The 14133-nt window shown below is 72.2% G+C and carries 8 protein-coding genes; 7 read left to right on the top strand and 1 reads right to left on the bottom strand.

Annotated features, from left to right (window positions below):
- The first annotated feature begins 14 nt into the window (after positions 1-14).
- From ACWCPN_RS19105 to ACWCPN_RS19080, 6 genes are all read left to right on the top strand, one after another.
- Positions 15-1775 (top strand): ABC transporter transmembrane domain-containing protein, encoded by a 1761-nt coding sequence (locus tag ACWCPN_RS19105; RefSeq protein ID WP_451207448.1) that lies wholly within the window; start codon positions 15-17, stop codon positions 1773-1775.
- Complete coding sequence (locus tag ACWCPN_RS19100; protein WP_451207445.1) at positions 1772-3535, top strand: ABC transporter ATP-binding protein; 1764 nt, start codon at positions 1772-1774, stop codon at positions 3533-3535. The genes ACWCPN_RS19105 and ACWCPN_RS19100 overlap by 4 nt, the downstream gene beginning before the upstream one ends.
- A gap of 329 nt (positions 3536-3864) precedes the next feature.
- Positions 3865-5904 carry a M4 family metallopeptidase gene (locus tag ACWCPN_RS19095; protein ID WP_451207443.1) on the top strand — a complete coding sequence of 680 codons (2040 nt, stop codon included), beginning with the start codon at positions 3865-3867 and terminating at the stop codon, positions 5902-5904.
- A 247-nt stretch (positions 5905-6151) separates the two neighbouring features.
- A complete protein-coding gene (locus ACWCPN_RS19090) occupies positions 6152-7813 on the top strand; it encodes a M4 family metallopeptidase (RefSeq protein ID WP_199212070.1) in 1662 nt (553 codons plus the stop codon).
- A gap of 344 nt (positions 7814-8157) precedes the next feature.
- Entirely contained in the window at positions 8158-9816 is a 1659-nt protein-coding gene (locus ACWCPN_RS19085; protein WP_451207440.1) for a M4 family metallopeptidase, read from the top strand.
- A 70-nt stretch (positions 9817-9886) separates the two neighbouring features.
- On the top strand, positions 9887-10408 hold the full coding sequence (locus ACWCPN_RS19080; protein ID WP_451207437.1) for a DUF1990 domain-containing protein: 522 nt from the start codon (positions 9887-9889) through the stop codon (positions 10406-10408).
- A gap of 34 nt (positions 10409-10442) precedes the next feature.
- Here the strand turns inward: ACWCPN_RS19080 and ACWCPN_RS19075 are convergent, their stop codons facing one another.
- Positions 10443-13061: a glycosyltransferase family 1 protein gene (locus ACWCPN_RS19075; RefSeq protein WP_451207434.1), complete on the bottom strand. Its 2619-nt coding sequence runs from the start codon at positions 13059-13061 to the stop codon at positions 10443-10445.
- A 361-nt stretch (positions 13062-13422) separates the two neighbouring features.
- Between ACWCPN_RS19075 and ACWCPN_RS19070 the strand changes: the two genes are divergently transcribed.
- On the top strand, positions 13423-14133 hold a 711-nt coding region (locus tag ACWCPN_RS19070), incomplete at its 3' end, for a maltotransferase domain-containing protein (RefSeq protein ID WP_451207431.1).

Raw genomic sequence — 14133 nt, 5'->3', positions numbered from 1 at the left:
ACGGGGGCGGCAGGTTGATCGACGCGTACGAGGATCCGGGCACACCGGACGTCCGCGGCGGCTGGCACTACCTGGGCTGGCTGGTGCTGCGCCAGCAGGTGAGGTCGCTGGTGGGCGCGCTGCTGGGCAGCGTGTGGATGGTGCTGATGGCGGCGCAGCCGTACCTGATGGCGCGGGCGGTGGACGACGGTCTGGTGCCGGGCCGGACGGCGGTGCTGGCCGGGTGGGCCGGCGTGATGTTCGTGGTCGGCGGGCTGAACTCCTGGGTGAGCATCATGCGGCACCGCACCATGACCCGGGTGCGGATGGACGCCAACTTCCGCACGGTGAAGCTGGTCGTGGAGCACGCGGCCCGGCTGGGGGCGGCGCTGCCGCGGCGGGCCGGTGCCGGGGAGGTCGTCACCATCGGGGTCGGCGACGTGCAGACCATCGCGCAGGCACTGACCGTGGTCGGGCCCGGGGTGGGCTCGCTGGTGGTCTACGTGGTGGTGGCCGGGGTGCTGCTGTCCATCTCGGCGCCGCTCGCCGCCGTGGTGCTGCTCGGGGTGCCGGTGGTCGCGCTGCTCACCGGGCCGCTGACGCTGCGGCTGCAGGGCGCGGAGGGCGAGTACCGGGAGCGGCAGGGCGTGCTGGCGGCCCGGATCGGGGATCTCGCGGGCGGGCTGCGGGTGCTCAACGGCTTCGGCGGCAAGGGACTGTTCGCGGACGCCTTCCGCGGCGACTCGCGGCGGCTGCGCGCGCAGGGGTACCGGGTGGGGGCGGTGGCCAGCTGGGTGCAGGCGCTGGGCATGGGCGTGCCCACGCTGTTCCTCGCGGTGGTGACCTGGCTCGCGGCGCGGCAGGCGGCCGAGGGCGGGATCAGCATCGGTGAGCTGGTGTCGGTGTACGGCTACGTGGCGGTGTTGATCGTCCCGGTGGCGTTCTTCATCGAGCTGACCTACCAGTTGAACCGGGGCGTGGTGGCGGCCCGCCGGGTGGTGGGGCTGCTGCGGATGGCGCCGGAGCCGGACGAGGGCACGCTGCCCGCGCCGGACGGCCCGGCCGAGCTGTGCGACCCGGCGTCCGGGGTCCGGGTGCCGGCCGGCCGGCTGGTAGCGCTGGCCTCCGCGCGTCCGGCCGACGCGGCGGCGGTGGTGGACCGGCTCGGCAGGTACGGGACGACCGACGCCACCTGGGGCGGGGTGCGGCTGGACGAGGTGCCGCTGGACGAGGTGCGGTCCCGGATCCTGGTCGCCGACAACGAGGCGGACCTGTTCGCCGGGCCGCTCGGGGAGATGGTGGCCGCCGCGGAACCGGCCGGCGAGGCCGCGCTGCGCCGGGCGGTGTACGCGGCCGCCGCCGAGGACGTCGTACGGGGGCTGCCGGACGGCCTGGACTCGGTCGTCGCCGGGCAGGGCCGCAGCCTCTCCGGCGGCCAGCGGCAGCGGATCCGGCTGGTGCGGGCGCTGCTGGCCGACCCCGAGGTGCTGCTCGCCGTGGAGCCGACCTCGGCGCTGGACGCGCACACGGAGGCCACCGTCGCCGAGCGGCTGCGGGATGCGCGCGAGGGCCGTACGACGGTGGTGACGAGCACCTCGCCGCTGGTGCTGGACCGCGCCGACACGGTGCTGTTCCTGGCCGACGGCAAGGTGGCGGCGAGCGGCCCGCACCGGCGGCTGCTGGCGGAGGAGCCGGGTTACCGGGCGCTGGTGGCGCGCGACGTCGAGGACACCTCGAACACCGGGGACACGAGGGGTACGAAGGGCATCGAGGACACCGAGGAGGCCGTGCGGTGACGGCGGGCGAGGGGCTGCTGCCGGTCGCGGACCGGGCCGGGGTGCGACGGGCGACCGTACGGCTGGTGCGGGCCGACGGGCGGGCGTTCGCCGCGGCGCTGGTGCTCAACGCGCTGGCGGCCGCGGCGGGGCTGGCCGGTCCGTGGCTGGTCGGGCGGATCATCGACGAGGTCCGGGCCGGGCACGGGGTCGACGCGGTGGACGGGCCGGCGCTGCTGATCCTGCTTTGCGCGTTCGCCCAGTTGCTGCTGGCGCGCTGGGCGCGGTACGTGGGGCACCGGTTCGGGGAGCGGACGCTGGCCCGGGTGCGCGAGGAGTACGTCGACCGGGTGCTGGCACTGCCCGCGTCGACGGTGGAGCGGGCCGGTACCGGTGACCTGACCGCGCGCGGCACGGCCGACGTGGCGACGGTCGGCACGACGCTGCGGGACGTCGGACCGGAGCTGCTCGTCAGCACCGTGCAGGCGCTGTTCGTGCTGGGCGCGGTGTTCGCGCTCGATCCGCTGCTGGGCCTGTTCGGCGTGGTGTGCCTGACGCCCATCTGGCTGGCGCTGCGCTGGTATCTGCGCCGGGCCCGGGACGGTTACCTCGCCGAGGGCGCGGCCAACTCCGAGGTGGCCGAGATCGTGGCGGCGACGGCGGCCGGGGCGCGCACGGTCGAGGCGTTCCGGCTGCGCGGGCGGCGGGTCACCGCGAGCCGGGAGGCGTTGGAGCGGTCCCGCCGGGCCCGCTTCCACACCCTCTACCTGCGGACCGTCTTCTTCCCGGCGGTCGAGGTGACCTACACCGTCCCCGTGGTGGGCGTGCTGCTGCTCGGCGGCTGGCTGCACCAGCGCGGTGCGGTGGGGGTCGGCGCGGTGGTGGCGGCGGCCCTGTACCTGCGGCAGTTCACGGAGCCGCTGGACCAGATCCTGATGCGGGTGGAGCAGTTGCAGAGCAGCGGCGCCTCGTTCGCGCGCGTGGAGGGTCTGGCGCAGGCACCCCGGACGGATCCGGAAGGCGCCTGCCCGGTGCCGGAGGACGACCGGATCGACGTGCGCGGGGTGCGGTACTCCTACGAACGCGGCGGCGAGGTGCTGCGGGGGGTGGACCTGACGGTGCGGCCCGGCGAACGGCTGGCCGTGGTCGGCCCGTCCGGCGCCGGGAAGACGACCCTCAGCAGGCTCCTCGCGGGCATCGACACCCCCGGGGCGGGCTCGGTGACGGTCGGCGGGGTGCCGATCGCCTCCCTGGAACCGGAACTGCTGCGCCGCCAGGTCGTCCTGGTCACCCAGGAGCACCACGTGTTCCTCGGCACGGTCCGGGACAACCTGCTGATCGCCGGGCCCGGCGCCACGGACGAGGCGCTGTGGGCGGCGCTGACGGCGGTGGGCGCCGACGACTGGGTGCGTGCCCTGCCCGACTCGCTCGACACCGCGCTCGGCCCGAACGGCCACTCCACCGACGGCTCCCAGGCCCAGCAACTGGCCCTGGCCCGCGTGGTGCTGGCCGACCCCCACACCCTGATCCTCGACGAGGCCACGGCCCTGCTCGATCCCACCGCCGCCCGCCACGCCGAGCGTGCCCTGGCCGCGGTCCTCCGGTCCCGTACGGTCATCGCCATCGCCCACCGCCTGCACACCGCGCACGACGCGGACCGGGTGGCGGTGATGGAGGACGGGATGCTCACCGAACTGGGCACGCACGAGGAGCTGGTGCGGGCCGACGGGGCGTACGCGTCCCTGTGGCGGACCTGGCACGGGGACGGCACGGCGGACTGACAAAGCGGACGCGGGGGCCCGTGCGCCGGTGTGTGCGGCACGGGCGGCCCGTGTCCCGTCACGCGGCCAACGGTTCGTATACCGAACATGAATATCCGGACTACGTACGATTTCCGGCCAAGTTCGTGACGTGGTCCTGACAGGTCGGGTGATTCCCTGTCACTCTTCACAACGGCCGGCTCACAGCGAACGCACAGCTTCGCACGCACCGGGTGAGCCCGCCGCGCACCTGCACGTGGTTCCGCGTAACGCCCTGTTCTGCCCGGACGTCCCAACCCACCGTCCGGTCTCCCCTGGCCGCGCGACCCGCGGTCATGCAGAAGGAGTCAGTGTTGAGCAGCACCTCTCGCAGACGCACCCCCCACACCGGGCACCACCGCACCGCCACCGTCGCCCTCGCCGGCGTCGCCGCGCTGATCGCCGCGGCCGTCCAGTCCGGCGCCGCGACCGCCGCCCCCGCCAAGCCTCAGGCCGGCAAGGCCGATCCGGCCCATGTCGCCGTCCAGCTCACGCCGGCGCAGCGCACGGAGCTGATCCGGCACGCCGACGCCCGGACGGCCGCGACGGCCCGGGCGATCGGTCTGGGCGCCAAGGAGAAGCTGGTCGTCAAGGACGTCGTCAAGGACGCCGACGGCACCCTGCACACCCGCTACGAGCGCACCTACGCCGGTCTGCCTGTGCTCGGCGGCGACCTCGTCGTCGAAACCGCCAGGTCCGGTGCCACGAAGTCGGTCGTCAAGGCCACCCGGGCCACACTGAAGGTCACGGACCTCACCCCGGCCGTGTCGAAGGCCGCGGCCGAGAAGCAGGCCGCCCAGCGGGCCAGGTCCCTCGGTGGCACCAGGTCGGCGGCGGACAGCGTGCGGAAGGTCGTCTGGGCCGGCTCCGGCAAGCCCGTCCTCGCCTACGAGACGGTCGTCGGCGGCCTCCAGGACGACGGCACGCCGAACCAGCTCCACGTCGTCACCGACGCGGCCACGGGCAAGAAGCTGTTCGAGTACCAGGGGATCAAGAACGGCATCGGCAACACCCAGTACAGCGGCCAGGTCACGCTGACCACGACCCAGTCGGGCTCGAACTACACGCTGACCGACGGGGCGCGCGGCGGCCACAAGACGTACAACCTGAACCACGGCAGCTCGGGCACCGGCACGCTGTTCTCCCAGACCAACGACACCTGGGGCAACGGCACCACGTCGAACGCCGCCACCGCGGGCGCGGACGCCCACTACGGCGCCGCGGTCACCTGGGACTTCTACAAGAGCACCTTCAACCGCAGCGGCATCAAGAACAACGGCGTCGGCGCCTACTCCCGCGTCCACTACGGCAACTCGTACGTGAACGCGTTCTGGGACGACAGCTGCTTCTGCATGACCTACGGCGACGGCTCCGGCAACGCCGACCCGCTGACCGCCCTCGACGTCGCCGGCCACGAGATGAGCCACGGCGTCACCTCCAACACCGCGAACCTGAACTACAGCGGTGAGTCCGGCGGCCTGAACGAGGCCACCAGCGACATCATGGGCACCGGCGTGGAGTTCTTCGCCAACAACTCCACCGACGTCGGCGACTACCTCATCGGCGAGAAGATCGACATCAACGGCGACGGCACCCCGCTGCGCTACATGGACAAGCCCAGCAAGGACGGCGCGTCCAAGGACAGCTGGTACTCGGGGATCGGCGGCGTCGACGTCCACTACTCGTCCGGCCCGGCGAACCACTTCTTCTACCTGCTGAGCGAGGGCAGCGGCGCCAAGGTCATCAACGGCGTCAGCTACAACTCGCCGACGGCGGACGGCCTTCCGGTCACCGGCATCGGCCGGGACAAGGCGCTGCAGATCTGGTACCGGGCGCTGACCACCAAGTGGACGTCCACCACCAACTACGCGGGCGCGCGCACCGGCACGCTCGCGGCGGCCGGCGAGCTGTACGGCACCACCAGCGCCGAGTACAAGGCCGTGCAGGACGCCTGGGCGGGCGTGGCGGTCGGTTCACGCTCCGGCGGCGGCGGGGGCGGCGGCACCTCGTACGAGAACACCAGCCCGGTGTCGATTCCGGACAACGGCCCCGCCGTCACCTCGAACATCACCGTCTCCGGCAGGAGCGGAAACGCGCCGAGCAACCTCCAGGTGAGCGTGGACATCACGCACACCTGGCGCGGTGACCTGGTGATCGACCTGGTCGGCCCGTCGGGCACCTCGTACCGCCTGAAGAACTTCTCCTCCTCCGACTCGGCGGACAACGTCCAGGCGACCTACACGGTCAACGCCGCCACCGAGTCGGCCAACGGAACCTGGAAGTTGAAGGTTCAGGATCAAGCCACGTACGACACGGGCAAGATCAACAGCTGGAAGCTGACTTTCCCGTAAACCGCTCGCCACGAGCCGGAGAACAAAGGCGTCGCCCGGGGGTTCGGACCCCCGGGCGACGCCCGTTTACATAGCCGAAACGATTATCGGACAGTTGGATTTGAGCCAACATCACATCAGGGTCCTGACATGTACGCGTCTCTGATGCCACTCTTCCCTCACCGCCGCAGCAGCACAGCAACTTCCCATCACCACCTCCGGACAGTGACCCCACTCTGACCGGACTCCCCCACGAGAAGGAGCTTCTGTGAGCCCCCTCTACGCGCGTCGCAATCGCACCACTCTGGCCGTCGCCACCGCAGTCGCCGCCGGAGCCCTGCTCTCCACTGGTCTGACCACCAGTGCCAGCGCCCAGAACGCGGCCGAGGCCGCCACCGCGAGGACGCTCGCGGCCGCCCCGACCCAGCTCTCCGCCGCGGCGCGCACCACGCTGATCCAGCAGGCCCAGGCCGGCGCGGCCGACACCGCGCGGGAGATCGGCCTCGGCACCAAGGAGAAGCTGGTCGTCAAGGACGTCGTCAAGGACGCCGACGGCACCCTGCACACCCGCTACGAGCGCACCTACGGCGGCCTGCCCGTCCTCGGCGGCGACCTCATCGTCCACACCGCGAAGTCCGGCAAGGCCGAGGGCGTCACCAAGGCCAACAAGTCGGCCGTCAAGGTGGCCTCGCTCAAGCCGCAGATCACCGCCGCCAAGGCGGAGAAGCAGGCCGTGGGCGCCGCCAGAACGCTGGGCTCCGCCAAGACCACGGCGGACGGCGCGCGCAAGGTGATCTGGGCCGGCTCCGGCAAGCCCGTCCTCGCCTACGAGACGGTCGTCGGGGGCTTCCAGGAGGACGGCACCCCGAACCAGCTGCACGTCATCACCGACGCGGCCACGGGCAAGAAGCTGTACGAGTACCAGGGCATCGAGAACGCGACCGGCACCGGCAAGACCCTGTACTCCGGCACCGTCAGCCTCAACACCAACCTGTCGGGTTCGACGTACCAGCTGTACGACACCTCGCGCGGCGGCCACAAGACGTACAACCTGGCCCGCGGCACCTCCGGCACCGGCACCCTGTTCACCGACGCCGACAACGTCTGGGGCACGGGCGCGGCCTCCAGCTCCTCGACGGACCAGACGGCCGCCGCGGACGCCGCCTACGGCGCGCAGGAGACCTGGGACTTCTACAAGAGCACCTTCGGCCGCAACGGCATCAAGAACAACGGTGTCGGCGCCTACTCCCGCGTCCACTACAGCAGCTCCTACGTCAACGCGTTCTGGGACGACAGCTGCTTCTGCATGACCTACGGCGACGGCAGCGGCAACACCCACCCGCTGACCTCGCTGGACGTGGCCGGCCACGAGATGAGCCACGGTGTCACCTCCAACACCGCGGGCCTCAACTACAGCGGCGAGTCCGGCGGTCTGAACGAGGCCACCTCGGACATCTTCGGCACGGGTGTGGAGTTCTACGCGGCCAACAGCTCGGACGTCGGTGACTACCTCATCGGCGAGAAGATCAACATCAACGGCAACGGCACCCCGCTGCGCTACATGGACAAGCCCAGCAAGGACGGCGGCTCCGCCGACTACTGGTCCTCCTCCGTGGGCAACAAGGACGTGCACTACTCGTCCGGTGTCGCGAACCACTTCTTCTACCTGCTGTCCGAGGGCAGCGGTTCGAAGACGATCAACGGCGTGACGTACAACTCGCCCACCTACAACGGCTCCACGGTCACCGGCATCGGCCGCGCCAAGGCGCTGCAGATCTGGTACAAGGCGCTCACCACGTACATGACCTCGACGACGAAGTACTCGGGTGCGCGCACGGCGACCCTGAGCGCGGCGTCGGCCCTGTACGGCTCCACCAGCACCGAGTACAAGGCGGTGGCCGCGGCCTGGGCGGCGGTCAACGTCAACTAGTCGCAGCAGAACCGGACGAGGGCGGTACCGGGGCGGATGCCCCGGTACCGCCCTCCCCTTTTGCCCCGGCCCCCTGGCCGGAAGCCGACGTTCCGCGAGCCGGCGGTTTCGGCGCGGCACAGCGGGCACGGCCCGGAGGTTCGCACCTCCGGGCCGTGCTCGTACGCATTTCCGAGGCCGTTACCGGACAACCGTTTTCCGGCCAACATCACTCGGGGGCATGACATGTACGCGCTCTCCACGCCAGGCTGTCCCCACCGCCGCGGCACCACAGCACCATCACAGCACCACACTCCTGTCGGCCCCCACGCCGGCCGGAGACCCCCCACGAACAAGGAGCTTCAGTGAGCCCCGTTCACGCGCGCCAGAAGCGCACCAAGCTGGTCATCGCCACCGCGGTGGCGGCCGGCGTACTGATCACCACCGGTGTGGCCCTCAACGCCAACGCCGACACCCCCCACGGGTCCACCACCGCCGGCGCCCTGCCGGCCGCCCCGGCCCAGCTCTCCGCCGGGGCCCGCACCACGCTGATCCGGCAGGCCCAGTCCGGCGCCGCCGCCACCGCGCGGAAGATGGACCTCGGCGCCAAGGAGAAGCTGGTCGTCAAGGACGTCGTCAAGGACGCCGACGGCACCCTGCACACCCGCTACGAGCGCACCTACGGCGGCCTGCCCGTCCTCGGCGGCGACCTCATCGTCCACACCGCGAAGTCCGGCAGGACCGAGGGCGTCACCAGGAACACCGCGGCGACCATCGCGGTCGACTCGCTCACGCCGAAGGTCACCACCGGCAAGGCCGAGTCCCAGGCGCTCACCGCGGCCAGGGCGGCCGGTTCGGAGAAGACGGCCGCCGACACGGCACCGCGCAAGGTGATCTGGGCGGCCGACGGCAAGCCGGTCCTCGCCTACGAGACGGTCGTCGGCGGCCTCCAGGACGACGGCACGCCGAACGAACTGCACGTCGTCACCGACGCCGGGACCGGCAGGAAGCTGTACGAGCACCAGGCCGTCGAGACGGGGTCCGGCAAGACCCAGTACTCGGGCACGGTGACGCTCGGCACCACCAAGTCCGGTTCCGAGTTCCAGCTCAAGGACACCTCGCGCGGCGGTCACCAGACGACCAACCTGGCCCGCAAGACCAGCGGCGAGGGCACGCTGTTCACCGACGCGGACGACGTGTGGGGCACCGGCACCGCCTCCTCCTCGCCCACCGACCAGACGGCCGCCGCCGACGCGGCCTACGGCGCCCAGGTCACCTGGGACTTCTACAAGAACACCTTCGGGCGCAGCGGCATCAAGAACGACGGCAAGGCCGCGTACTCCCGCGTCCACTACGGCAGCGACTACGTCAACGCCTTCTGGGACGACAGCTGCTTCTGCATGACCTACGGCGACGGCGAGGGCGACAACCACCCGCTGACCGCGCTGGACGTGGCCGGCCACGAGATGAGCCACGGCGTCACCTCCAACACCGCCGGTCTCGAGTACAGCGGCGAGTCCGGCGGCCTCAACGAGGCCACCAGCGACATCTTCGGCACCGGCGTGGAGTTCTACGCCGACAACACCACCGACAAGGGCGACTACCTCATCGGCGAGAAGATCGACATCAACGGCGACGGCACCCCGCTGCGCTACATGGACAAGCCCAGCAAGGACGGCGGCTCCGCCGACTACTGGTCGGCCGGCGTCGGCGACAAGGACGTGCACCAGTCCTCGGGCGTCGCGAACCACTTCTTCTACCTGCTCTCCGAGGGCAGCGGCGCGAAGACGATTGACGGCGTGAAGTACGACTCGCCGACGGCCGACGGCTCCAAGGTCACCGGCATAGGCCGGGACAAGGCGCTGAAGGTCTGGTACAAGGCGCTCACCGAGTACATGACGTCGACCACCGACTACGCGGGCGCCCGCAAGGCGACGCTGAGCGCGGCGTCGGCCCTGTACGGCGCCACCAGCACCGAGTACAACACGGTCGCGGCCGCCTGGACGGCGGTCGACGTCAAGTGACGGCGGCCCGGTGAAGCCGGGCGGTACCCGGTCGGAGGTCGTCCCGGGTACCGCCCTACCCTTTTGACCCATGTCCCAGGCGCCCTTCACCTACGAGCCGGTCGGCGCGACACGCGACGATGTGACCGTCTGCCCGCCCGGCTTCCGTCCGATGCTCGTCCGCACCCGGCTCGGCGAGGGGACGGCGGTCTTCAGCCGGGCCGCCGAGGCGGTCCTGACCTGGGAGATGCACCGCGCCATGGGCGTGCGCATCGACGCCGGCGCCGACCGCGCCGCCCCGGGCGTCGACGTCACGGTCACCCTGGCCGGCCTCATCAAGGCCCCCTGCCGTGTCGTCTGGACCGCCGAGGACCCCCGGCGGGCGGGCTGGGCCTACGGCACCCTCGAAGGCCACCCCGAGTGCGGCGAGGAGGCCTTCGTGGTCGACCGTACCGGTGACGGCACGGTCTGGCTGACCGTCGCCGCCTTCAGCCGCCCGCAGAAGTGGTACGCGCGAGCCGGCGGCCCCGCCACCCGGGGCTTCCAGCACGCCTACGCGCGCCGCTGCGGCACCGTCCTGAAGCGCCTGTGCGCCGAGTACGACGAGGCCTGAGCGGGGCGGCACCGCCCGCGGGACCCGCGCGCCCTCAGCGCAGCAGCACCCCCGCTCCCTCCGCCGCGTCCTGCGAGGGCACCGTCACCAGGCCCAGTTCGGCCGCCGAGGTGAGGAGACGGTGGGCCGGCAGGATGCGCACCGTGTAGCCGTAGGGGCCGGTGCGGTCCAGGGAGAGCGGACCCTCGTAGAGGCGGCGGCCCTCCAGGTCGGGGGCCCCGGCCGGCTTCAGCGGCACCGCCGTGGCCTCGGTGATGCGGTCCTCCGCGTCCACCCGGCCCGAGACCGCCTGCACCTCCACGTCGTCCGGCTCCAGCTCGCCCAGCCCCACCCGCACCCGCAGCCCCACGGTCGTGCCCAGCTCCGCGGTGGCCGTCGTGGCCGTCGTCTCCACGTGGTCGACGCTCACCCCGGGCCAGGCGGCCCGCACCCTGGCCTTCCACGCGGCCAGTTCACGGGCCGTGTCCGGGGTCAGCGCCCGGTGCGACTGGGCGGCGGGGGCGTACAGACGGTCGACGTACTCCCGGACCATGCGGCCCGCCAGCACCTTCGGGCCGAGCCGGCCGAGGGTGCGGCGGACCATCTCGATCCAGCGGTCGGGCAGCCCGGCCCGGCCGCGCTCGTAGAAGCGCGGGGTCACCCGCTGTTCCAGCAGGTCGTAGAGTGCGGCGGCCTCGATGTCGTCCCGGCGGTCGGGATCGGTGCCGGCGCCGTCCGCGGTCGGCACGGCCCAGCCGAAGTCCGGCTGGAACCACTCGTCCCACCAGCCGTCCAGCACGGACAGGTTGAGGCAGCCGTTGAGCGCCGCCTTCATCCCGGAGGTGCCGCAGGCCTCCAGCGGGCGCAGCGGGTTGTTCAGCCAGACGTCGCAGCCCGGGTAGAGCTTCTGCGCCATCGCCATGCCGTAGTCGGGCAGGAAGACGAGGCGGTGGCGCACGCGCGGGTCGTCGGCGAACCGCACCAGCTCCTGCACCAGCCGCTTGCCGCCGTCGTCCGCCGGGTGCGCCTTGCCCGCGACGACGATCTGGATCGGCCGCTCGGGGTGCAGCAGCAGCTCCATCAGCCGGTCGCGGTCGCGCAGCATCAGGGTCAGCCGCTTGTACGACGGGACGCGCCGGGCGAACCCGATGGTGAGCACGTCGGGATCGAGGACGCCGTCGATCCAGCCCAGCTCCGCGTCCCCGGCCCCGCGCTGCCGCCAGGAGGCGCGCAGCCGCTCCCGCACCTCGGTCACGAGCTGTTCGCGCAGGGTGCGGCGCAGTTCCCAGATGTCCTGGTCCGCGATGTCCGCCACCGAGTCCCAGCGCTCGGAGCCGCCGACGGTCAGCGCGTCCTCGGCCCGCTGGGAGCCGATCTGCCGGGCCCCGAGCCGGAGCACCTCGGGGGCCACCCAGGTCGGGGCGTGCACCCCGTTGGTCACCGAGGTGATCGGCACCTCCTCGGCGTCGAACCCCGGCCACAGGCCCGCGAACATCTCCCGGCTGACCTGCCCGTGCAGCAGGGACACCCCGTTCGCCCGCTGGGCCAGCCGGAGCCCCATGACGGCCATGTTGAACAGGTTCGGCTCACCGCCCGGGTAGGTCTCCATGCCGAGGGCCAGGACGCGCGGCACGTCGATGCCCGGGAGTTCGGAGTCCGGGCCGAAGTGCCGGGCGACCAGCTCCCGGTCGAACCGGTCGATCCCGGCCGGGACCGGGGTGTGCGTGGTGAACACGGTGCCGCCCCGCACGGCCTCCAGCGCCGCGTCGAAGTCGAGCCCCCGCGCGCACAGTTCGGCGATCCGCTCCAGACCGAGGAAGCCCGCGTGGCCCTCGTTGGTGTGGAACACCTCGGGTTCCGGGTGACCGGTGAGCCGGCAGTAGGTGCGCACGGCCCGGACACCCCCTATGCCGAGGAGCATCTCCTGCAGCAGGCGGTGCTCACTGCCACCGCCGTACAACCGGTCGGTCACCCCTCGTTCGCCGAGGTCGTTCTCCTCCACGTCCGAGTCGAGCATCAGCAGCGGCACCCTGCCGACCTGCGCCAGCCAGATCCGGGCGTGCAGCGCCCTGCCCCCGGGCAGCGCGAGCGAGACCTGGGCGGGGGTGCCGTCGGCCTCCTTCAGCTGGGTGACGGGCAGCTCGTGCGGGTCGAGCACCGGGTAGTGCTCCTGCTGCCAGCCGTCCCGGGACAGGCTCTGGCGGAAGTAGCCGTGCCGGTACAGCAGACCCACCCCGATCAGCGGCACCCCGAGGTCGCTGGCCGCCTTGAGGTGGTCGCCGGCGAGGATGCCGAGGCCGCCGGAGTACTGGGGCAGCGCGGCCGTGATGCCGAACTCCGGGGAGAAGTAGGCGACCGCGGCGGGCAGTCCGTCGCCCTGGTGCTGGTACCAGCGGTCGCCGGCCAGGTAGTCGCCGAGGTCGTCCACGACCGCGGTCAGCCGGCGCAGGAACCGCCGGTCGCCGGCCAGCTCGGCCAGCCGTGCCGGGCGCACCCCGCCCAGGAGGCGCACCGGGTCGCCCTTGGCCGCCTCCCACCGCTCGGGGTCGACGGACTGGAACAGGTCGCGCGTTTCCGCATGCCAGGACCAGCGCAGATTGCGCGCCAGGTCGCTCAGCGGCCGGAGGGGTTCGGGGAGAACGGGACGGACGGTGAACCGACGGATCGCCTTCACATCTCACCTCGGACGCGTTGCGTGGTGTGAGACGCACGGCGCTGTACGTCTCGTCGTCCCTGTCGACGGTAGTGGTTACCGGGGGGTCGGTGGGGACGTACCGGGACGGGTGTCGGGGCGCGCCGGGGTCAGGGCGGGTGGTGCCGGGGGCGTGGAGCGGCGGCCGGCGGGCACCCGGAAAAGAGGGCCGGTCTTGAACGTAGACGTACGCGCGAGTAGTTAACAAAGTGCCGGATTGCCCACCCGATACGGATGGGAAGGCTCCTCCGGTACGCCCCACAGCCGCACCGCAGCACGAACGCAGGACCCACCTCCCCATATTCATCCGCCCACACCCACGTTGACGCGGACAGGAGCGGTCATGCCCGCCACGCACCACTCGTCAGCACCACCGACCAGCAGGACAGCCGGCAAGAAGGCCTCGGGCCGGAAAGCCGGGAAGCCGGCGGAGAACGCCGGCGATCCCGGCCCGCCCCGGCGGCGTCCGGCCGAGGCCTCGTCCACGGCCGTCGGGCGCATCCCCGTCCTCGACGTGCGCCCCGTGGTCCAGCACGGGCGAAGGCCCGCCAAGGCCGTGACCGGCGAGGCGTTCGAGGTGTCGGCCACCGTGTTCCGGGAGGGGCACGACGCCGTAGCCGCGAACGTCGTGCTGCGCGACCCGGAGGGCCGGCCCGGCCCCTGGACCCCGATGCGCGAACTCGCCCCGGGCACCGACCGCTGGGGCGCCACCGTGACCCCGGGCGAGCCCGGTCACTGGACCTACACGGTGGAGGCCTGGTCGGACCCGATCGGCACCTGGCGGCACCACGCCCGGATCAAGATCCCGGCCGGCATCGACACCGAGCTGGTCCTGACCGAGGGCGCACAGCTGTACGAACGGGCGGCGGACGGTGTGCCGGAGGAACGGCGCGAGACCGTCCTGGAGGCCGCCGCCGCGCTCCGGGACGAGGCCCGTCCGGCCGCCTGGCGGCTGGCGGCCGCGCTCTCGCCGGAGGTGGAGGGGGTGCTGTCCCGGTATCCGCTGCGGGAGTTGGTGACGGCGTCGGAGGCGATGCCGCTGCTGGTGGAGCGG

This window comes from Streptomyces sp. NPDC002386 (genome assembly GCF_053593175.1).
This window is presented reverse-complemented; position numbering and strand designations above follow the sequence as displayed.